General features: G+C 33.1%; 19 protein-coding genes. 11 read left to right on the top strand and 8 right to left on the bottom strand.

Annotation, left to right across the window (positions count from 1 at the left end; genetic code table 11):
* Positions 1-29: 29 nt before the first annotated feature.
* The 3 genes from HRU50_RS00760 to asnB all read right to left on the bottom strand — a co-directional run bounded on the left by HRU50_RS00760 (position 30) and on the right by asnB (position 3,469).
* Positions 30-872, bottom strand: coding sequence for a type II CAAX endopeptidase family protein (locus HRU50_RS00760; RefSeq protein WP_296347095.1), 843 nt, complete (start codon positions 870-872; stop codon positions 30-32).
* A 71-nt stretch (positions 873-943) separates the two neighbouring features.
* Positions 944-1,507 carry a helix-turn-helix domain-containing protein gene (locus HRU50_RS00755; protein WP_296347093.1) on the bottom strand — a complete coding sequence of 188 codons (564 nt, stop codon included), beginning with the start codon at positions 1,505-1,507 and terminating at the stop codon, positions 944-946.
* A 297-nt stretch (positions 1,508-1,804) separates the two neighbouring features.
* Complete coding sequence (gene asnB, locus HRU50_RS00750; protein WP_296347091.1) at positions 1,805-3,469, bottom strand: asparagine synthase B; 1,665 nt, start codon at positions 3,467-3,469, stop codon at positions 1,805-1,807.
* Positions 3,470-3,740: 271 nt separating this feature from the next.
* Here asnB and HRU50_RS00745 point away from each other — a divergent pair, with 271 nt between their 5' ends.
* On the top strand, positions 3,741-4,730 hold the full coding sequence (locus HRU50_RS00745) for a hypothetical protein (protein ID WP_296347089.1): 990 nt from the start codon (positions 3,741-3,743) through the stop codon (positions 4,728-4,730).
* A 15-nt stretch (positions 4,731-4,745) separates the two neighbouring features.
* Here HRU50_RS00745 and HRU50_RS00740 read toward each other — a convergent pair whose 3' ends face one another.
* Positions 4,746-5,378: a 7-carboxy-7-deazaguanine synthase QueE gene (locus HRU50_RS00740; protein ID WP_296347087.1), complete on the bottom strand. Its 633-nt coding sequence runs from the start codon at positions 5,376-5,378 to the stop codon at positions 4,746-4,748.
* Between the two features lie 112 nt (positions 5,379-5,490).
* Between HRU50_RS00740 and HRU50_RS00735 the strand changes: the two genes are divergently transcribed.
* Genes HRU50_RS00735 through HRU50_RS00710 form a run of 6 tightly spaced genes read left to right on the top strand, consistent with a single transcriptional unit; the run spans position 5,491 to position 10,053 of the window.
* The gene (locus HRU50_RS00735; protein WP_296347085.1) at positions 5,491-7,029 is read left to right on the top strand and encodes a helicase HerA-like domain-containing protein; all 1,539 of its coding nucleotides are present in this window, start codon (positions 5,491-5,493) and stop codon (positions 7,027-7,029) included.
* 33 nt (positions 7,030-7,062) lie between these two features.
* Positions 7,063-7,617 (top strand): hypothetical protein, encoded by a 555-nt coding sequence (locus HRU50_RS00730; protein WP_296347084.1) that lies wholly within the window; start codon positions 7,063-7,065, stop codon positions 7,615-7,617.
* 43 nt (positions 7,618-7,660) lie between these two features.
* Entirely contained in the window at positions 7,661-8,032 is a 372-nt protein-coding gene (locus HRU50_RS00725; protein WP_296347082.1) for a cupin domain-containing protein, read from the top strand.
* A 2-nt stretch (positions 8,033-8,034) separates the two neighbouring features.
* Positions 8,035-8,862: an alpha/beta hydrolase gene (locus HRU50_RS00720; RefSeq protein ID WP_296347080.1), complete on the top strand. Its 828-nt coding sequence runs from the start codon at positions 8,035-8,037 to the stop codon at positions 8,860-8,862.
* Position 8,863: 1 nt separating this feature from the next.
* Positions 8,864-9,634, top strand: a complete 771-nt coding sequence (rluF, locus tag HRU50_RS00715; protein WP_296347078.1) for a 23S rRNA pseudouridine(2604) synthase RluF — start codon at positions 8,864-8,866, stop codon at positions 9,632-9,634.
* A complete protein-coding gene (locus HRU50_RS00710; protein ID WP_296347075.1) occupies positions 9,631-10,053 on the top strand; it encodes a VOC family protein in 423 nt (140 codons plus the stop codon). The genes rluF and HRU50_RS00710 overlap by 4 nt, the downstream gene beginning before the upstream one ends.
* A gap of 1 nt (position 10,054) precedes the next feature.
* Here the strand turns inward: HRU50_RS00710 and HRU50_RS00705 are convergent, their stop codons facing one another.
* The 3 genes from HRU50_RS00705 to HRU50_RS00695 form a co-directional block, all read right to left on the bottom strand.
* Entirely contained in the window at positions 10,055-10,933 is an 879-nt protein-coding gene (locus HRU50_RS00705; RefSeq protein ID WP_296347073.1) for a bifunctional 5,10-methylenetetrahydrofolate dehydrogenase/5,10-methenyltetrahydrofolate cyclohydrolase, read from the bottom strand.
* 42 nt (positions 10,934-10,975) lie between these two features.
* Positions 10,976-12,307: a signal recognition particle protein gene (gene ffh / locus HRU50_RS00700; RefSeq protein ID WP_296347071.1), complete on the bottom strand. Its 1,332-nt coding sequence runs from the start codon at positions 12,305-12,307 to the stop codon at positions 10,976-10,978.
* A gap of 151 nt (positions 12,308-12,458) precedes the next feature.
* Positions 12,459-14,537: a hypothetical protein gene (locus tag HRU50_RS00695; protein WP_296347069.1), complete on the bottom strand. Its 2,079-nt coding sequence runs from the start codon at positions 14,535-14,537 to the stop codon at positions 12,459-12,461.
* Positions 14,538-14,640: 103 nt separating this feature from the next.
* On the opposite strand from HRU50_RS00695, the gene HRU50_RS00690 reads away from it, so the two are divergent.
* From HRU50_RS00690 to HRU50_RS00675, 4 genes are read left to right on the top strand one after another with little or no spacing between them, the layout of a single operon-like run.
* The gene (locus tag HRU50_RS00690) at positions 14,641-15,156 is read left to right on the top strand and encodes a sigma-70 family RNA polymerase sigma factor (RefSeq protein ID WP_296347067.1); all 516 of its coding nucleotides are present in this window, start codon (positions 14,641-14,643) and stop codon (positions 15,154-15,156) included.
* Between the two features lie 52 nt (positions 15,157-15,208).
* Positions 15,209-16,099 carry a FecR family protein gene (locus tag HRU50_RS00685; RefSeq protein WP_296347064.1) on the top strand — a complete coding sequence of 297 codons (891 nt, stop codon included), beginning with the start codon at positions 15,209-15,211 and terminating at the stop codon, positions 16,097-16,099.
* Between the two features lie 37 nt (positions 16,100-16,136).
* Positions 16,137-18,383, top strand: a complete 2,247-nt coding sequence (locus HRU50_RS00680; RefSeq protein ID WP_296347063.1) for a TonB-dependent receptor plug domain-containing protein — start codon at positions 16,137-16,139, stop codon at positions 18,381-18,383.
* 27 nt (positions 18,384-18,410) lie between these two features.
* Complete coding sequence (locus HRU50_RS00675) at positions 18,411-18,959, top strand: YfiT family bacillithiol transferase (RefSeq protein WP_296347061.1); 549 nt, start codon at positions 18,411-18,413, stop codon at positions 18,957-18,959.
* Here the strand turns inward: HRU50_RS00675 and HRU50_RS00670 are convergent.
* Positions 18,956-20,242: a carboxypeptidase-like regulatory domain-containing protein gene (locus HRU50_RS00670; protein ID WP_296347059.1), complete on the bottom strand. Its 1,287-nt coding sequence runs from the start codon at positions 20,240-20,242 to the stop codon at positions 18,956-18,958. The two genes, HRU50_RS00675 and HRU50_RS00670, sit on opposite strands and share 4 nt — an antisense overlap.
* Positions 20,243-20,294 lie beyond the last annotated feature (52 nt).

Below are 20,294 nucleotides of genomic sequence, written 5' to 3'. Positions count from 1 at the left end.
TTAAATCGTCTTATTTTGGGTTGAAGACTTTACTTTTTCATATTGATAAGCTGATTTAGACCAAGAAAAGTTGAAACTTTATCCCATTTCCCGATTAAAAGTATGATTAACACATAAAAAGTATTCCAAATTATAATTAAAGTAATGAACGAAGACCAAGTTTCAAACCTCACACTTTCTGGAATGAAAAAAATACTAGAACCATCATTAAGGTTTGATATTAAATGAATGGTAGCCCAATTATTTCCTAAATGTAATCCTATCGGAAAATAGATTGTTTTCGATTTTAGTAGTGCTGTTGCAAATAACAAATGACCAATTGGAATAGTTATTCCTAAAAAAACAATCATAGGTATGTTTTGAAGAATAGTTCTATCTAGAATATGAACTAACATAAATATTATTCCGAAAACAACATTGGCAATTACCACATTTGACACCTCAATTGTTTTCTTAAAAAGGTAACCTCTAAATAGAAACTCTTCTATAGCTACAGTTGGTAAAAGTGTGTATAACCCATAAAGCAATGCATTATAATTGATTTCAGAAGTTGTTAATTCAAAGACTTCACCTGTATATAAAGCTCTCAAATACTTCACTAATAAAAATGCCACAGCACCTATAATAATGCCTAATGGCAGAAAAAGTAGATTGCGAATAGACAAATTAAAACCTAACACATTTAAGGACTCATTATCAGTTTTAAATAAAATCCATGTGACAGTAATCAATAAAATAATTGAAACGTAAGGAAAGTAACGTTTTAAAAAAGGAGTATCTATAAATCCGCTAACAAATAGAGCTAAAAAGAATAACACTACAGCAAGAATATACTTAGATGTATTAGGGTATTTGGTAAAAACTGATTTCATAATAGACAGTATTTAGCTTAGCTAATGTTGCATTAGCTATATATTAAAGTTGAAATAATTGAGTAATAAGCCTACTTAGACTTTAAAAAAGCAATAGACAATGGATAATGACAAGTATGAGCACTTATGGCAGACATTACATTTTTTATTGTAAGTACAATACCAAATAGAAAAATTGCACCTGTTAGGAAATAATTATAACCAGGAATGACAAAAAACAAAAGCAATGACACCACAATCATGAGATTTAGCGTACAATGAAAGTTAAAAACCTTTCTGCTATGTTCTTCATAGATAGAACTATCATCTGATTTACTCGTCCAGACAAATAATGGAATTAAAACATTAGCAAATGGTATAATGAATCCAAAGAAAGGTGCGCCATGAATCCAAAGCATCCAATTCCGAGAAACCTTTTCTTCTTTTGGATTATCTAGTACAATTAAATCTTCTACTTCAATATCTAAACCTTCAGCCAATAATTTTACGGTTTGCAAATGCGGATTAACTTCACCCTTTTCTATACGCTGAATCGTACGAACACCAACAGTTGTTTTTTCTGAAAGTTCATCTTGCGTGTACCCTTTTAGCTTTCTATGGTAAACTAAATTTTCTTTAAGTGTTTGTTGTTTCATATTTCACCATTTTTGTTGGCACAAATCTAAAGCGTAATCTTGGTTTTCTTCACGCCACTTAAATGTCACCTATCTGTCACTTGCAGGCTTTACAAGGGTTTAGAAATACTTTAAGCCAAAGATATTGATTTACTTCTTAAATTTCTGAAAACAAAAAAGGTTAGCATAACGCTAACCTTTTTTTCAGAATTAAAATCTATTTATTAAAAATAGTAAGTTTTAAGATGACGCTATGCAGCGGTATTAATTCGACTTACAATATCTACTTCGACTGCGTCTCGCAGAGATTGAGTCTCATTAATAGGCATCTTCATGCACTTTGGCAACTGCACGACCTGATGGATCGTTCATGTTTTTAAATGCTTCATCCCATTCTAAAGCGATTTTAGTACTACATGCCACACTTGGTTCTTGCGGTACACTTAATGCAGCTGCATCACTAGGGAAATGTCCTTCGAAAATGGTTCTATAATAATATTCTTCTTTGTTTTGTGGTGTTTGTATTGGGAAACGGAAATGTGCATTTGCCATTTGTTCATCCGTTACTTCTTTTTCAACAACTTCTTTTAAAGTATCTATCCAAGAATATCCAACACCATCACTAAATTGTTCTTTTTGTCTCCAAGCTACGCTTTCTGGCAAGTAGTCTTCAAAGGCTTTACGAACTACCCATTTTTCCATACGTTCTGGAGTAATCATTTTATCTTTTGGGTTAATGCGCATCGCCACATCCATAAATTCTTTATCTAAAAATGGTACACGACCTTCAATTCCCCAAGCAGCTAAACTCTTGTTAGCTCTAAGACAATCGTACATATGTAGTTTGCTCAACTTACGCACTGTTTCTTCATGAAATTCTTTATCGTTTGGTGCTTTATGGAAATATAAATAACCACCAAATAATTCGTCTGCGCCTTCACCAGAAAGTACCATCTTAATTCCCATAGACTTTATAACTCTAGCCATAAGATACATTGGTGTACTTGCTCTTACTGTTGTAATATCATAAGTTTCTAACTGGTAGATTACATCTTTAATAGCATCTAATCCTTCTTGAATGGTAAACTTAATTTCGTGATGTACTGTACCAATATGATCTGCTACTTTTTGTGCGGCAGCTAAATCTGGCGAACCTTCTAAACCAACAGAAAAACTGTGTAATTGCGGCCACCAAGCTTGTTCTTTATCGTTAGCTTCTACACGCATTTGCGAATATTTTTTTGCGATAGCAGAAGTTACTGAAGAATCTAATCCACCAGATAATAAAACGCCATAAGGTACATCACTCATTAGTTGTCTGTGTACAGCATCTTCTAAAGCTTGCTGTAATTCTAAAATGCTTGTTTCGTTATCTTTTACAGCATCGTAATCTTCCCAATCTCGTTTATACCATTTTACAAACTCTCCATCTTTACTTGATAGATAATGTCCTGGAGGAAATAATTCAATTTTTGTACAATAGCCTTCTAATGCTTTTAATTCTGAAGCCACATAAAATGTCCCATGTTGATCCCAACCTATATATAAAGGAATAATTCCCATATGATCGCGAGAAATGAAATATTCATCTTTTTCGACATCATAAATTGCAAAACCAAAGATTCCGTTTAGGTCATCTACAAAGTCCACACCTTTTTCCTTATACAAAGCCAAAATAACTTCGCAATCACTTTGTGTTTGAAACGCATAACCATCTTTATAATTTTCTCTAATCTCTCTATGGTTATAGATTTCGCCGTTAGCAGCTAAGACTAATTTTTTATCTTCTGAAAATAAAGGTTGCTTACCCGAAGCTGGATCTACAATTGCTAAACGCTCATGAGCCATTACAACTTTGTCATCTGAATATATACCACTCCAATCTGGACCTCTATGTCTTATCTTTCTAGACATTTCTAATATTTGAGGTCTTAAGTCTTCACTTTTTTGTTTTAAATCAAACGCACATACAATTCCGCACATAATATTTTCTTTTTAATAATAGTTCTAATTCTGAGGCAAATATGGAACCAAAGTTTCATATTTAAAACATTAAATATTGTTTTAATTATATTTTTAAACATATACTAAATATTTAATGAAATATTGAAACTTAAAATAGATTGAATATATAGTTTTGATTCTAAATTGTAAAAGGAAACATGAAACCGTCTTTATTCAATTATTTAGAACATATCTCATCATTGAACATTTTAATGTAAATTCACATATTACTAAAGGATAAATTTACGGCATGAAAACATCAATTTCACCATGCGTTACAGTGTTAACTGCTTTAGCTTTAGTATTTAACGTTACACTGTCTTATTCGCAAAAACTGATAGCACACTATAATTCTGCAAAAAAAGAAAACTTTAGAATTGGCACCGACAAAAACGATGTATTACCATACATTCAAAGTGGGTATACTTTAATGCTCCCAGATGACAGTTACGTTAAAGGAGTTTTAATTTTTCTAGAGGATTCTGGCTTTGACAAAAGAAATGATAGTGCAAAAAAGATTTATAAAAAAGCATTAAAAAAGGATTTTGCTGTTTTATCAGTATCAACTGATATCCCTTTTGATTTTTACTTTTCTGAAACCTCCATTTTGACGGCTCATCAACTCATAGAGAATGTGTTTTTAAAACATAACTTGCCAAATAAAAATATTTTCTTTTTAGGTGCTAGTCTTACTGGTCATAGAGCAATGAGATATATAAAGCACATTAAAGAAACTGAAGACGACTTTCAACTTAATATAAAGGGTATTGTAGTTTGTAATTTTACAATGGATTGGACCAGAAAATGGCACCAAAACAGACGCGACCTAAAAATTAGTAAAGTGGACTTTTGGGAACCAAAGTTTATAAATTATATGCTTGAAACCTATTTACAAGGCACGCCGATAACAAACCCTGAAGCTTATCATAGCTTTTCTCCTTACAGTTATTTTGATGAGGAAAATAGGAATATTGAAGTATATAAAGCGTATGCAATAAGAGCCTACATAGAACCTGCAATAAAATACAGACTTAAAAAGCATCATAGAACGCTATATGAAAATAACGCGACAGATATCGTCGGTTTTTTATCTGAATTACAACTTGCAGGAAATGACAACACAGACTTAATTGTTATGCAACCCAAAGATAATCCGGCTGAAAATAAAAATGCACAATCTACCTGGGATGCTATTGACAAAAAAGAACTAATTCATTGGATTAATGACCAATCAGATTAATTGTTTGAATAAATATTAAGGAATATTTAAGTACTTATGTGTTTGTAGAGACACTTTCCATTTAGGATTGTTCATTACATAATCTACAATTTGAGGCATCATTTTTTCGCGCTTACTCCATTCTGGTTGTAAATACAAAATACAATTATCATTAACTTTAGCAGCTTGTTCTTCTGCAAATCTAAAATCATCTTTATTGTAAATGATACATTTCAACTCGTGTGCCTTTGCATAAATCTCATCTGTGGGTAATTTCATCTTTTTAGGCGATAGACAGATCCAATCCCAAGTACCCGTTAATTTATAAGCTCCAGACGTTTCAATATGTGTTTGAACGCCTTTTGACTTTAATTGTTTGGTTAAAGGCCCCATATCCCAAGTTAATGGTTCACCGCCAGTAACAACAATGGTATTACTATACTTTACTGCGTTCTCTACAATCTGAGATGTTTCTGTTGGCGGATGCAATTCTGCTAACCAACTTTCTTTAACATCGCACCAATGACAACCCACATCACAACCGCCAATCCTCACAAAATAGGCTGCAGTACCTTTGTGATAACCTTCTCCTTGAATGGTATAAAACTCTTCCATTAAAGGTAATAACAAACCTTTATCTACTAACTCTTGTTGTTCGCGTCTCGTCATAAGACCGCAAAGATAAGACTTAAACTCATAAGTAAGAAGTTAGAACTATTACGTAATAATTTGAGTTTTAATCTTGACTAAAATTGCAGTATTTTTACGGAAAATATACCACATGGAAAGACAAGATTCTTTTTTAAGCCACATTGAAGAAGGAAACACATTTAAAGGTGATTATATTACCTTAGGTTCTGCAATGTTAGATGGCGAAACCATGACAAATGCTTTCGTTAACGTGCCTCTGAAGACGATGAACCGACACGGTTTAATTGCTGGAGCTACTGGTACCGGAAAAACAAAAACACTTCAAGTTTTAGCTGAGAATCTTTCAGAAAAAGGTGTTCCTGTATTATTAATGGATATAAAAGGTGATTTGAGTGGTTTGGCAAAAGCTAGTCCTGGTCATCCAAAAATTGATGAGCGTCACGAAAAAATAGGATTACCTTTTGATGCTAAAGCTTTTCCGGTTGAAATTATGACACTTTCTGAACAAGATGGTGTTAGACTTAGAGCTACAATCAGTGAATTTGGTCCAGTCTTAATCTCTAGAATTCTTGGTGTTACTGAAACACAAGCTGGTATTATTTCTGTAATCTTTAAATATTGTGATGACAATAAACTTCCACTTTTAGACCTTAAAGACTTCAAGAAAATTCTACAATATGCTACTGGTGAAGGAAAAAAAGAGTTTGCAGAAATTTATGGTAGAATTTCAACAGCCTCTACAGGTGCTATTTTAAGAAAGATTATTGAAATTGAGCAGCAAGGTGGAGATTTATTCTTTGGTGAAACCTCTTTTGATACTCAAGATTTATTGCGCATAGATGAAAATGGTCGCGGTTATATCAATATTATTCGATTGACTGACATCCAAGACAAGCCAAAAATATTCTCTACATTTATGTTGAGTTTATTGGCTGAAATATATTCTACATTTCCAGAACAAGGTGACAGCGGTAGACCAGAATTAGTTATGTTTATTGATGAAGCACATTTAATTTTTAATGAAGCTTCTGATGCGTTACTTAATCAGATTGAAAGTATTGTTAAACTTATTCGTAGTAAAGGAGTTGGTTTATATTTTGTAACTCAAAATCCTACTGATGTTCCAGAAGAAGTTTTAGGTCAATTAGGTCTTAAAGTGCAACATGCGCTTAGAGCTTTTACTGCAAAAGACAGAAAAGCGATTAAACTGACTGCTCAAAATTATCCTGATACAGATTACTATGACACTACCGAAGTTTTAACATCGCTTGGTATAGGTGAAGCCTTAGTATCTGCATTAAATGAGAAAGGAAAACCTACACCATTGGCTGCAACTATGATGCGTGCACCAATGAGTAGAATGGATATATTAACAGAATCTGAACTCAGCAATTTATTAGCCCAATCTCAGTTAGCGAGGAAGTACAACAAAGAAGTTGACAGAGAAAGTGCTTACGAATTACTTAACGAGAAGATTAAAAAAGCTGAGGCTGAAGAGGCGAAACAGAAAGCTAAGGAAGAAAAAGAAGCCATTGAACGCGAAGAGCGTAAAAGAAAATCGTCTGCATCTCGAAGAAGAAGCTCGAGACAAAACCCTATTGTTAAAGTCTTATCAAGTCCAACCGTGATACGAAGTGTATTAGGTATATTGTCTAAAATGCTGAAATAAAAATTAAAAACCTCAAACTATAAACTATAAACTATGAAGAAAACACTTTTAAAAGTGCTTATATGCGCAATTCTCATGACTAGTTGTTCTAGTGATAAAGTAGATCCATTTTTAATTCAAAAACAGAATATTGGTTTACTTACAGATTCTACTATGGTAAAAGATTTAGAAACCATTTTTATAAATGACTCTGTTGTAAAACTAATTGCTGGCGATGAATTTGCTGGGAGCGTAAACTCTGTTGAAATCTTTGAAAAAGGCGGAAAAAAATTACTTAACCTAACACCTAGAGAAGCTTTAGATTCTACCTCAGTGATAACAAGTATTAGAATTTTTGATGATCGTTATCATACCGAAAAGCAAATTTCTAATTTAAGCACATTTAAAGACATCAAAGAAGCTTATAAAATTTCTAGTATTGATAATTTAATCAACTCAGTTGTAGTCTCAGTAGATGAAATTAATACTTCATTTACCATTGATAAAAAAGAGCTTCCGAGTGGTTTAAGATTTGACATGGATACTAAAATTGATCCTATTCAAATTCCGGGTAAAGCTAAAATCAAGTATTTTATCATTCATTGGTAAACCTTAGAGTTAAGTAACTAGTCATAAGTAAATAGTATCTCATATGTCAGTAAAAAGGTATAAAATACAGAATTCACCATTTGTAGTACCAACAGACGATGGTAAAGTAATTAAAGAGCACTTTGGATTAGCTAGTGATGGTAATTCTGAGATTAGTATTGCACATATGGTTGCACCAGCGGGTTGGTCAGAGCCTTTTCAAACTCCAGAATTTGATGAATATACTTTTATCATTAAAGGTAAAAAGCAATTTATCATTAATGAAGACACTATAATTTTAGAAGCTGGACAATCTATTATAGTTGAAAAAAACACAAGACTTCAATACTCAAATCCATTTGATGAACCTTGTGAATATCTAGCTATATGTTTACCAGCATTTTCAATAGATAGCGTAAACAGAGAAAACGAATAACCATGAGTAGTTTTGTAATAAAATCTGTCGGAAAGACGTTAAACGCAACAAGCTTAATTTCTTCAAAATACGCAGCAAAAAAAGCATTAAACTTATTTGCTTCGCCAAGAAAAGGTCGGTACACTGACAAGCAAAAAGAAATTGTTCGTGAAGCTAGTTATAAAGAACTCAATTTAGATGGACTTGATATTTCTGTGTATCATTGGAAAGGCAACGGAAAAACCATTCTACTCGCTCATGGTTGGGAAAGCAATGCGTCTCGCTGGAGCTACATCTTAGAAGACCTAAAATCTCAAGATTATAATATTTTTGCGCTTGATGCGCCTGCTCATGGTCAATCTAGTGGTAAACAATTTAATGCACTCTTATATTCTGAAGCCATAAACATTGTTGCAAAAGCATATCAACCTAAAGCTTTTATTGGACATTCCGTTGGTGGCATGGCAAGTGTATTTTGCTTGCATAATCACGATATACCTTCAGTAAATAGATTAGTACTTTTAGGTGCGCCTGCACATTTTACTGGTGTATTTTCCCGATATAAATCTATGATGGGTTATAACCGGAAAATTTCTAACGGTTTAGACAATATTGTTTTAGAGCGTTTTGGCAAACCTGTTGACTATTTCTCTGCTGCTAATTTTACGAAATCAATTGAAGCTAAGGGATTAATCATTCATGATAAAAAGGATAAAATCATCCCTTATGAAGATGCTTTACTATTTGCTAATCGTTATTCTAATTCTGAATTAATAACAACTACAGGATTTGGACATGGTCTTAAAGATGTATCTCTAACACCTAAAATTATTGAATTTTTAAATAGTTAAAATGTCAGAAAACCTAACTCGACTAAATAAATTCTTAAGCGAAGCTGGTTATTGCTCTCGTCGCGAGGCTGACCGTTTAATTGACGCTGGCCGTGTTACGATTAATGATGCTATTCCAGAAATGGGAACAAAGGTTGCACCTGATGACGTTGTTAAGGTTGATGGTGAAATTATAGGTGAACGCAAAAAAGACTTTGTGTATTTAGCTTTCAATAAACCTGTTGGTATTGTGTGCACTACTGATACACGAGTTGAAAAAGACAATATTATTGATTACATCAATTACCCAAAACGTATTTTCCCGATAGGACGTTTAGATAAACCTAGTGAAGGTTTAATATTGTTAACCGACGATGGTGATATTGTCAACAAGATTTTAAGAGCAAGTAATAATCACGAAAAAGAATATGTGGTTACAGTTGACAAACCTATTTCTCAGACGTTTGTTGAACGAATGGCTGGCGGCATTTATATAGAAGAATTAGGGCAACGCACCAAAAAATGTAAAGTTAAGAAAGTTGATAAATTCACTTTTAATATTGTACTTACACAAGGTTTAAATCGCCAAATCAGAAGAATGTGCACTTACCTCAACTATGAGGTACAAACGCTAAAGCGTGTTAGAATAATGAACATAAAACTCGATATGCCAATTGGTAAATATCGGGAATTAACAAAAGAGGAATTTAAAGCACTTAGTGAACTTATAAGTCATTCAAAAAAAACACATCAAACCAATAGAAGTCATCCAAGAAAAAACAGAAGACAATGAGCACAATTTCACCTTTTCATTTAGCTATTCCTGTTCACAACCTTAAAGATTGCAGAGACTTTTATACGAACATTTTAAATTTTGAAGAAGGCCGAAGCAGTGATCATTGGGTTGATTATAATTTTTTTGGCCACCAGTTAGTCATTCACTACAAACCAAAAAACGAAGAAAATACGCATACAAACTTAGTTGATGGTAAAGATGTTCCAGTACCCCATTTCGGAGTTGTCTTACCATGGAATGAATTTCAAGAGTTTGCAGAATTACTTCAATCTAAAGGCATAACATTCATAATCGAGCCTTACATCAGATTCGAAGGACAAGTCGGTGAACAAGCCACGATGTTTTTTAAAGATCCTTCTGGTAATGCCTTAGAATTTAAAGCATTTAAAGACATGAGTCAGTTGTTTGCTAAGTAACTTATGACTTTCTATGACGTTCTCTTGCTATTAATGTATTCTTCAATAGCATTGCAATAGTCATTGGTCCTACGCCACCAGGTACTGGTGTAATAAAACTTGACTTTTTACTTACGTTTTCAAAGTCAACATCACCTGTGATATAATACCCTTTTTCAGAATCATTTGGTACTCGAGTAATACCAACATCTATAATGACAGCATCATCTTTTACCATTTCTGCTTTTAAGAAACCTGGTACTCCTAGCGCCGTGATAATGATATCTGCCTGAGATGTAATTTGTGTAATATTCTTTGTGTGACTATGCGTTAACGTTACCGTTGAATTCCCAGGAAAACCCTTACGACCCATTAAAATACTCATTGGGCGACCTACAATATGAGAACGTCCTATTACCACAGTGTGCTTGCCTTTTGTTTCAACACCATAACGGTCTAACAACTCTAAAATACCAAATGGAGTTGCAGGGATAAATGTTGACATATCTAAAGCCATTTTCCCAAAGTTTGTAGGATGGAATCCATCTACATCTTTATCTGGATCTACGGCTAATAAGACTTTTTGAGTGTTGATTTGCGGTGGTAATGGCAACTGAATAATAAAACCATCGATATCATCATTGTTATTTAATTCATCAATAGTATCTAATAATTCTATTTCGCTTGTTGTATTTGGTAAACGCACCATTGTAGATTCAAAACCTACACGTTCACACGCTCTTACTTTACTTCCTACATATGTTAAACTCGCGCCATCATTACCAACAATAACTGCTGCAAGGTGAGGTACTTTTTCACCATTAGCTTTCATTTTATCAACTTCAACTTTGATCTCGTTCTTTATATCCTTGCTGGTCTTTTTTCCGTCTAGTATTGTCATTTTAATAGTATTCAGTAATTAGTAGTATTCAGTAAGCAGTAACTAACGTGGCATATTTTTCATCATTTGCATCATACGCTTTCCGCCGCCACTTTGCATCATCTTCATCATTTTGCTCATCTGGTTGAATTGCTTCAATAATTGATTCACTTCTTGCACAGAAGTTCCGGAACCTTTACCAATTCTTTTCTTACGACTTGCATTAATAATTGCAGGGTTTGAACGTTCCGCAGGAGTCATTGAATGTATAATAGCTTCAATACCTTTAAATGCATCATCATCGATATCAACATCTTTCATCATTTTTCCAGCCCCAGGTATCATTCCGATTAAATCTTTCATGTTACCCATTTTCTTAATCTGCTGAATCTGCTTTAAGAAATCATCAAAACCAAACTGATTTTTAGCAATTTTCTTTTGAAGTTTTCTCGCTTCTTGCTCATCAAACTGCTCCTGGGCTCTTTCAACAAGAGACACAACATCTCCCATTCCCAAAATACGATCTGCCATACGTGAAGGATAGAACACATCAATCGCTTCCATCTTCTCACCAGTACCAATAAACTTAATTGGTTTATTTACAACAGATTTAATAGATATTGCGGCTCCACCTCTAGTATCACCATCTAACTTAGTAAGTATAACACCATCAAAATTAAGTACATCATTAAAAGCCTTAGCTGTATTTACAGCATCTTGACCTGTCATAGAATCTACAACAAATAAGGTTTCTTGAGGGTTAATTGCACTATGAATATTTGAGATTTCGGTCATCATAGCCTCATCAACTGCTAAACGACCAGCGGTATCTATTATAACTACATTATGTCCGTTTGCTTTTGCATGAGCAATACCTGCTTCAGCAATAGCTACAGGATCATTATTACCTTTATCGCTATAAACATCTACATCTATTTGTCCACCAACAACATGCAACTGATCAATCGCCGCAGGTCTGTAAACATCACAGGCAACCAATAATGGCTTTTTAGTCTTTTTACGTTTTAAATAATTTGCAAGCTTACCTGAAAAGGTTGTTTTACCAGATCCCTGAAGACCAGACATTAAGATAACACTTGGATTTCCAGAAAGGTTAACACCTTCTGCGTCACCACCCATTAATTCTGTAAGTTCGTCTTTAACGATCTTTACCATTAATTGCCCTGGTTGTAATGTCGTTAATACATTTTGACCAAGCGCCTTCTCTTTAACCCTATTGGTAAACTCTTTAGCAATTTTGAAGTTAACATCGGCATCTAAAAGCGCTCTTCTAACTTCCTTTAATGTTTCAGCAACATTGACCTCGGTTATACTACCGTGACCTTTAAGAACGTGTAACGCTTTATCTAACTTCTCACTTAAATTATTAAACATAATTAGTTGTCTTTTTTGGAAGTTGCAAATTTAGTAATTTGATATGTATTTATGAAGTCTGAAGTCCTTTAAAATAAAAAGGATTGCTATGGCAGGCAATCCTTTTTGTCAACTTAAAAAAACTTAAACATTGTAGTTGAAAGTTCATGAATTAATCACAATCTCGCTCTAAAATCAAAGTGTCGTTAGAGTTTAAAGCCTGAAGATATAATTCTTCTTCATCACATTCTACAACCAGCCAATCGCCATTTATAGCTTGAATATTTGGTCCTGAAACACTACTAAAGGTAATTACCACTCCATCAGCTATCTCTGATGTAGACCAATTTGCGTCAATATTTAACCCTTGACCTTCAATTAATAAATCCTGTCCATTTTGAAACAGCATGTAGAAATCATCTAAATTATCACTACCATTATAACTATCTATGGTCCACGCACACTCGTGTAAAATATTATCAATATCAACTTCCGAACAACCTGCCTCATCACACTGCTCTACAACAAGCTCGTGTTCAAATATTTCGTATACTGAAGGGTTACCTGCTAATGCTACTCTTGAATAAATAACTTGAGGATTTGACGTATTAGTAAATGGACTTGGCAGAGGCGCAACTTCTGCTTCAGCATCTTGTAGTGTCAAATAAAAACTATATTCCACTTCATCAGTAGCGCAATCTTCAAAAATTAAATTTAAATCAAAGGTTGCGAAACCGTCTACAACTCCATCGGCTTCATCGCACGCCTCAAGTTCTTCGGCGTCTTCAAAACATTCAAAATAATCTTCATCATCATCCTCTTCTTCACATTCTAAATAGATGGAGTAATCATTATTTGCAAACTTTAATTCATCATCGCACTCTACAAGTGTCCAAGTACCGTTTAACTGAGCAAAAGATTGCAATCCATCTATCATTAACTTAATGTCCTCCTCAATTTCAACAACGCTCCAAGTTCCTACTTCTGTGATAGTAATATCACCTGTAACAGCAATTTCATTTCCATCATTAAAATTCACATAGAACTGATTAACCTCTTCCTCATTATGATTTTCCATGTCAATTTCATGGAAATCACAAGCTATCAACTCATTTGAGATTTCTTCAGCACTTAAATCACAATCATAGTCGTCATCATCGTCATCGTCATCTTGGCATTGAAGTTTAATGAAGTTGTTACCATCAGTAAACCATAGATAGTCATCTTCACATGACACAAACTCCCAAATGCCATTGAGCGCAGTATGTGTTTGTAAACCTTCTATAATTAATTGTAAATCTTCATCATCGGTTTCTACAACGGACCAATCTCCTTCATCAGTTACTGCAGGTATACCATTTACAAAAACAGTCTCTTCATTAAACTCAGCTGTTAACTCACCAATTTCTTCGTAGTCTGCATCTAATATCTTAACCTCACTTATACATTCTTGAAGTTCTTCTTCAAGCTCTTCTGCATCAATATCACAATCTTCATCGTCATCATCGTCATCATCGTCATCTTCTTCACATAATTCTTCAGCAACTTCAAACGCATCCTCTAATTCTTCATTAGAATTGACCTCAACAGTTTCGCCATTTACGTAGATAAGACTTATTGGGTAATTAATCCCAGCAATAATTGCATTTTCGTCATCCTCTAAATCTTCAATGAAGTCATACAAATCTTCATCATTTTCAACCGTTACGGTTTCAGCAATTAAAAAATCGATATTAAAAATTGAGAACGTTATTGGATATACAAAGTCAACACATTCTATAATTTCATCATCTTCAAAATCATCATTATCATCATCATCGTCATCGTCATCACCACAATCTTCAATAAAACCTTCAAGTTGGTCTTCATTCTGAATAACCACTTGAGTATAATCACTAAAAATGATTGTTATAGGGAAAACAAAATCGAAGAAATCATCGTCTTCTTCATAATCATCAAAAATATCCTCTAAATCTTCTATGTCATCTTCATTTTCAACAACGATAGTAGTATTGTCAATGATAACAGTAATAGGAAGTTCTATTGAAAAACAATCCGCACCATCTAAAAAATCATCATAAGATCCGTTATTAGCACTCATAGCACTAATTAAATTGGCTAATTCAGAATCACCTGAAAGTACTTCCTGTTCATCTGGATTGTCAACTGCTATTTCCTCATCTTGACAAGATTGAAAGGAGATAAACATCAGTAAGAATACAACTAGATATTCATTGAATTTAATTCTCATAACTTAAAAAGTTTTAGGGCATTTAGTTATACAACAAGATATACTGTGTTTTTCCTACCCTATTTTTTAAAAAATTTATTTATAATTTCGAGGTCATAAAATTATGAATAAATCCCTACAAGATAATATTTGCCAACAGACTTTATTTGAGCGTTTCTACAAAAAGCATTCAAAAAATCTGCATGATTTCTTGTATTATAAGTATGGATCAGAACTTAACCCTGAAGACAAAGTACAAGAAGCTTTCATAAAACTTTGGCAAAATTGTAAAAAGGTCACACCCAACAAAGCTAAAAGCTTCTTATTTACGACCGCAAATAACCTCATGCTTAATGCTGTTGCACATCGTAAAGTCGTATTGAAATATGAAAAAACACCTCAACAATCAGTTACAACCGAGACACCCGAATTTGTAATTGAAGAAAAAGAATACCATCAAAAACTGCAAAATGCGCTAGCAAATCTAACTGAAGCTCAACGTGTCGCATTTTTAATGAATCGTGTTGAAGGTAAACGTTTTAAAGAAATTGCAGAACTTTTAGATATATCTGTTAAAGCTGTAGAAAAACGTATTTATGGTGCATTAAAAAAACTAAGAAAAGACATTAAAGAACTGTAATTTTTTAAACTAAGGTAGGAGTTTTATAAACTTAACTGTTTTATAGTCGAATATGAATAGAGAAGAACTCATAAAAAAATGGTTAGACAATAACCTAAATACTGAAGAGCTGAAGGCTTTTGAGCAGTTAGAGGATTATAGAGATTTAATCCAAATGGATGGTACTCTTAAGTCTTTTAAAGCTCCGGAGTTCTCTGTTGAGAATAATTACAACAAATTAAAGAGCAAATTAAATACTCAAAAATCGACAAGCTGGTTAAAGCCATTAGTTAGAGTCGCTGCAGTTTTAGCTATATGTTTTTGCGTGTATTACTACACCACAACATTAGATTCTGAAGTCAATACTTTAATTGCACAACAAACTGAAGTCGTACTTCCAGATTACTCGGTGATTGAACTCAACTCTAATTCAAAGATTAGTTTTAATAGAAGTTCCTGGGATGATGATAGAATTGTTCATCTAGATGGTGAGGCATTTTTTAGAGTTGAAAAAGGTCAAAAATTTGATGTTATCACTAAACAAGGAGTTATTAGCGTGTTAGGCACTCAATTTAACGTAAAGCACAGAGAAGACTACTTTGAAGTGATATGCTTTGAAGGATCTGTAAAAGTTGTGTCCAATGCTATAGAAGCCATATTAAAACCAGGTGATACATTTCAATATGTAGATGGGAAATTAATTGCAAATGAAAAAGAACAATCCGTGCATCCTGATTGGATGCGCGGTGAAAGCAATTTCAAAAATATTGCTCTTAAACATGTGTTTAGAGAATTACAAAATCAGTATGACATTACCATTTCTGCTAAAAATATAGATGTTTCTAGATCATTCACAGGAAGTTTTACACATAAAAACTTAAAACTTGCATTGCAGTCTATAACAATACCACTAAATTTAACTTACACTAAGACTGATAACACAATAGTGCTAAGGAGTGAATAAAAAATTACTGCGTTTAATCATTTTAATTTTTCTTTTAATGACTTCGCTTACTGCAATTTGCCAAAGCGAAGACAAAACTCCTGTTGAAGATATTTTATCTCATCTTGAAAATAAATTCGAGGTTAAGTTTTCTTATGAACCAAAAATCTTGAAGCATTTAAAAATTGATGAATTAGATGACAATCTTTCTTTAAATGAAGCTCTAGATTACATTACACTTATCACCAAACTAAACTTTGTAAGACTCAATGATAGGTTTATCGCTATAAAACTCAACACTGAAAATATTCAATATCTAGAAGAAGTTGTTGTAACCAACTTCCTAACTAAAGGTATTTTTAAAACCAATACAGGTGCCGTAAGTGTTAAAACTAAAGCATTCGATATTTTACCTGGATTAATAGAACCTGATGTTTTGCAAATCATTCAAAATTTACCAGGAATTTTGAGTGTTGATGAGCGCATTTCAAATATTAATGTTAGAGGAGGCACTAACGATCAGAACCTCATTTTATATGAAGGCATAAGAATGTACCAATCTGGCCATTTCTTCGGATTAATTTCGGCCTTTAATCCTTACTTGACAGATGATATTAAAATTTCAAAAAACGGTACAAGTGCTATTTATGGTAATGGTGTTTCGAGCACATTTGAAATTAACAATACCAATGACCTTAGCAATAACCTCAATGGCGGAATAGGCACTAATCTATTGAATGTTGACGGGTTTGCAAGAATTCCTTTAAGTAAAAAAACTGAAGTTCAATTATCCGCTCGGCGATCATTTACAGATCTTTTTGCGTCCGCAACCTACGACTCCTATTTTGAGCGTATTTTTAGCGATTCACAATTAAACGCTGCCAATAACAACAATAGGCTGTTCGCACTTAACGAGAGATTTCTGTTCTATGACTTTAATTTAAAGTTTCTGTACGATATAGATAACTCATCAAACTTAAGAGTGAATCTATTAAACATATACAATAACCTAAACTATAATCAAACCTTTACAAATTCTAGTAATAATTTTCAAGAAACAAGAAGCAGGCTTAATCAAGTCAGTTATGGTGCGAGTATTAAATACTCGAAGGCGTTTAAAAACAACATGTTCGGATCGGTAGAAGCTTATTATTCTAATTACGATTTAGACGCACAAAATAATGACATCAGTAATGCTCAATCATTACAGCAAGAGAATAAAGTCGAAGATTACGGACTCAGATTTGATATCTCAAAAAGAACTAATGACAATACAACCGTTAGAAGCGGCTACCAATTTAATGAAGTTGGGGTTACCAATTTAGAAAATGTATTAAACCCGGACTTTACAAGTCTAACTAAAGAAATTGTACGGACACATGCCATTTTTGGTGAAACTGAGCACTTTTCGGAATCTAGAAACACCTATTTAAGATTGGGTGCAAGAATTAGTTATTTTGAAAAGCTAAAAGAATTAGTACTCGAACCTCGTTTTGCATTTAATCAAAAACTAACAGACGCCTTTAGACTAGAAATATTGGGCGAATTAAAGAGCCAAACCATTTCACAAATCATAGATTTACAACAAGATTTTTTAGGTATAGAAAAACGACGTTGGCGATTGTCTAATGGTGAAGATTTGCCATTAATAAAAAGCCAACAAATATCTTTAGGCTTGAGTTATAACAAAAATGACTTATTAATTTCATTAGAAGGTTATTACAAAAATGTTGAAAATATCTCAGCCCGAAGTCAAGGTTTTCAAAATCAATTTCAATTTTCAAATGATATTGGTTCATTTACAATTACCGGAATAGATTTTCTAATTAACAAACGCTTCAATAATTTAAGCACTTGGTTTAGTTATACACTGAGTAACAACGATTACATATTTGAAAATCTAAATAGCAGTTCTAAGTTTCCTAATGTGGTAGACTTAACTCATGTCGCCAATCTTTCTTTAAATTATAATCATAAAAACCTAAAGGTCGGTTTAGCTGTTAATTGGCATTCCGGAAGACCATACACGTCACCTTCAGAAAATCAACAGAACATTAACATTATAGCTTATGACAGACCTAACAATGCAAGGCTCAATGATTACCTTAGGACTGACATCTCAGCGATTTACAGTTTTAAAATTTCAAATAAAATTAAAGCAGAAGCTGGCGCTTCTATTTGGAATCTCTTTGACCAAAATAATATCATAAACAGATATTATACCTTAGATAACGGAATTATTAACGAAATTGATAATAAAGCACTTGATTTTACCCCAAATTTGAGTTTTAGAGTAAAATTCTAATTGAGAAAACATTAATAATTTATAAGGATGACAGAAAAAGAATTATACAGATTAAGGTTTCCTGTAGGTGAATTTAACACACCTGAAAGTATTACTAAAGTACATTTACAAGATTGGATTCAATCCATTGAGAGCCTACCTCAACGCATACAAGAGCTATCAAAAAATCTGAGTGAGGATGAACTGAATTACAAATACAGACCTGATGGTTGGACTATAAAACAAGTTATTCATCATTGTGCTGACAGCCATATGAATAGTATTATTAGATTCAAACTTGCACTCACAGAAGAATCACCAACCATAAGACCTTATTTTGAAGATAGATTTGCCAAATTAGAAGACTACAATCATTCTATTGAAGATGCTATCTCTATTTTGAAAGGCATACATAAAAAACTAGGAATCATTTTAAAAAATCTGAATGAAGACGAACTACAACGAGAGTTTATTCATCCAGAACATAACAAACGATTTTCTATAGCCGCAACAATTGGTGTTTATGCATGGCATAGCAACCATCATTGTGCGCATATTGAGCAAGCTCTAAAATTTGAAGGAAAATTTAACAGTTAAGGATTTCCGTTTTCAGACTTATCTTCTTTCTGCTGTTGTTTTTTAAAGTTTCTTTGAATTTTCTGAATAGCGGACTCTATAGATTTATCTGGTTCAATAAGATTATATTCACCCCAGAAATTAGGATCTGAAAAACCGGAAATAGCATCCGTTATTATTACTGATGGACTCAGTCTATCTCGTCCTCTTATCTTTTTACCTTCAGTATTAACTTCCCAGTCAGTTACCGCCATTTCACTATTTAACGAATATACTTTATTGAACAGTTCTCGCTTCTTATTAACCTTAAATTTTAAAAAGAGGTTGGAGTAACTGTAATACCATCTACCATCTTTTTCCTTGTAATTCACCTTGTAACTAGCTTGTAAAGGATGTACCTCTATGCTACTTGGTTTTCTTTTAACCAATAAATTTTTACTTCTTGCCTTATTGCTTAAGTCTAAATTATAATTAGCACTTACTAACGCCAATGATTCAGAGTCTATATATAACTTACCAATGTAGCTATAATTTAAAGCTTGATTTTTAGGTACAAAATTTACAACATAAACCTTTTTGTTATTGATAGTTGTAGGTTGACTAAACGAGAACTTATAACTTGGTATGGTCTCTTTAGTAAATATATATTCAGGATATTTCATTACATCTAAAAATATAGCCGAAAAAGGCCCACCTTGTAGTTTCACGGAAACTGTATCTAGCCTTTTGTAGTCCGTTCGCTTTCTGGCTTTACCTAACTGAATAATATCTCTAACTTGAGATGTATTAGATTGTTTCAATATATTAACTACTGCTTCAGTTAAAGAAACATTTCTATTACGACGCTTTATTGTTTCTCTATAGAATGCCGTCATATAAACAGAAGCGCCAGGTTCATGTTTATTTTTTTCATTGAAAACTTTATTGATTAACGACTCTGCGTTTTTATATGCGGACAAGCTCACCTCGCTAAGTTCTGTTACAGACTCATACAGTTTTAAAATATTACCCTCTTTAGTTAATTCAGAAACCGGAACAACATAGGTATTATAACCTAATAGATTGACAACTACTTTTGAATCTAAATACTGATTAGGAACCTTTAACAAAAACTCACCTTCAGAATTAGTAATTGTACTAATATTAGTTGCATTGACGCTCAAACTTGCGGCATCTAAGGCTTTTTTTGTTTTCCCATCTATAACTTTACCACTAAACTCCGAGAAATTATTTTGTGCGTTTAACACAAAACTAGCCAGTAAAATGAGCATGAATGTACTGGCAAATGACTTAATATTTTTCATTGCTTTTTATTTGACTTTACCGTCCACTAAAATACGCAAAAGTCATGATTTC

Source organism: Winogradskyella sp., assembly GCF_013213835.1.
Classification (GTDB): Bacteria; Bacteroidota; Bacteroidia; order Flavobacteriales; family Flavobacteriaceae; genus Winogradskyella.
This window is presented reverse-complemented; position numbering and strand designations above follow the sequence as displayed.

Excerpts from the sequence above, each read along its gene's own strand:
- HRU50_RS00675 (WP_296347061.1), top strand. The coding sequence starts at position 18,411 with ATGACAGAAAAAGAATTATACAGATTAAGGTTTCCTGTAGGTGAATTT.
- rluF (WP_296347078.1), top strand. The coding sequence starts at position 8,864 with ATGTCAGAAAACCTAACTCGACTAAATAAATTCTTAAGCGAAGCTGGT.
- HRU50_RS00685 (WP_296347064.1), top strand. The coding sequence starts at position 15,209 with ATGAATAGAGAAGAACTCATAAAAAAATGGTTAGACAATAACCTAAAT.
- HRU50_RS00695 (WP_296347069.1), bottom strand. The coding sequence starts at position 14,537 with ATGAGAATTAAATTCAATGAATATCTAGTTGTATTCTTACTGATGTTT.
- HRU50_RS00755 (WP_296347093.1), bottom strand. The coding sequence starts at position 1,507 with ATGAAACAACAAACACTTAAAGAAAATTTAGTTTACCATAGAAAGCTA.
- HRU50_RS00740 (WP_296347087.1), bottom strand. The coding sequence starts at position 5,378 with ATGACGAGACGCGAACAACAAGAGTTAGTAGATAAAGGTTTGTTATTA.
- HRU50_RS00720 (WP_296347080.1), top strand. The coding sequence starts at position 8,035 with ATGAGTAGTTTTGTAATAAAATCTGTCGGAAAGACGTTAAACGCAACA.
- HRU50_RS00745 (WP_296347089.1), top strand. The coding sequence starts at position 3,741 with ATGAAAACATCAATTTCACCATGCGTTACAGTGTTAACTGCTTTAGCT.
- asnB (WP_296347091.1), bottom strand. The coding sequence starts at position 3,469 with ATGTGCGGAATTGTATGTGCGTTTGATTTAAAACAAAAAAGTGAAGAC.
- HRU50_RS00680 (WP_296347063.1), top strand. The coding sequence starts at position 16,137 with ATGACTTCGCTTACTGCAATTTGCCAAAGCGAAGACAAAACTCCTGTT.
- HRU50_RS00690 (WP_296347067.1), top strand. The coding sequence starts at position 14,641 with ATGAATAAATCCCTACAAGATAATATTTGCCAACAGACTTTATTTGAG.
- HRU50_RS00670 (WP_296347059.1), bottom strand. The coding sequence starts at position 20,242 with ATGAAAAATATTAAGTCATTTGCCAGTACATTCATGCTCATTTTACTG.
- HRU50_RS00710 (WP_296347075.1), top strand. The coding sequence starts at position 9,631 with ATGAGCACAATTTCACCTTTTCATTTAGCTATTCCTGTTCACAACCTT.
- HRU50_RS00760 (WP_296347095.1), bottom strand. The coding sequence starts at position 872 with ATGAAATCAGTTTTTACCAAATACCCTAATACATCTAAGTATATTCTT.
- HRU50_RS00725 (WP_296347082.1), top strand. The coding sequence starts at position 7,661 with ATGTCAGTAAAAAGGTATAAAATACAGAATTCACCATTTGTAGTACCA.
- HRU50_RS00730 (WP_296347084.1), top strand. The coding sequence starts at position 7,063 with ATGAAGAAAACACTTTTAAAAGTGCTTATATGCGCAATTCTCATGACT.
- ffh (WP_296347071.1), bottom strand. The coding sequence starts at position 12,307 with ATGTTTAATAATTTAAGTGAGAAGTTAGATAAAGCGTTACACGTTCTT.
- HRU50_RS00705 (WP_296347073.1), bottom strand. The coding sequence starts at position 10,933 with ATGACAATACTAGACGGAAAAAAGACCAGCAAGGATATAAAGAACGAG.
- HRU50_RS00735 (WP_296347085.1), top strand. The coding sequence starts at position 5,491 with ATGGAAAGACAAGATTCTTTTTTAAGCCACATTGAAGAAGGAAACACA.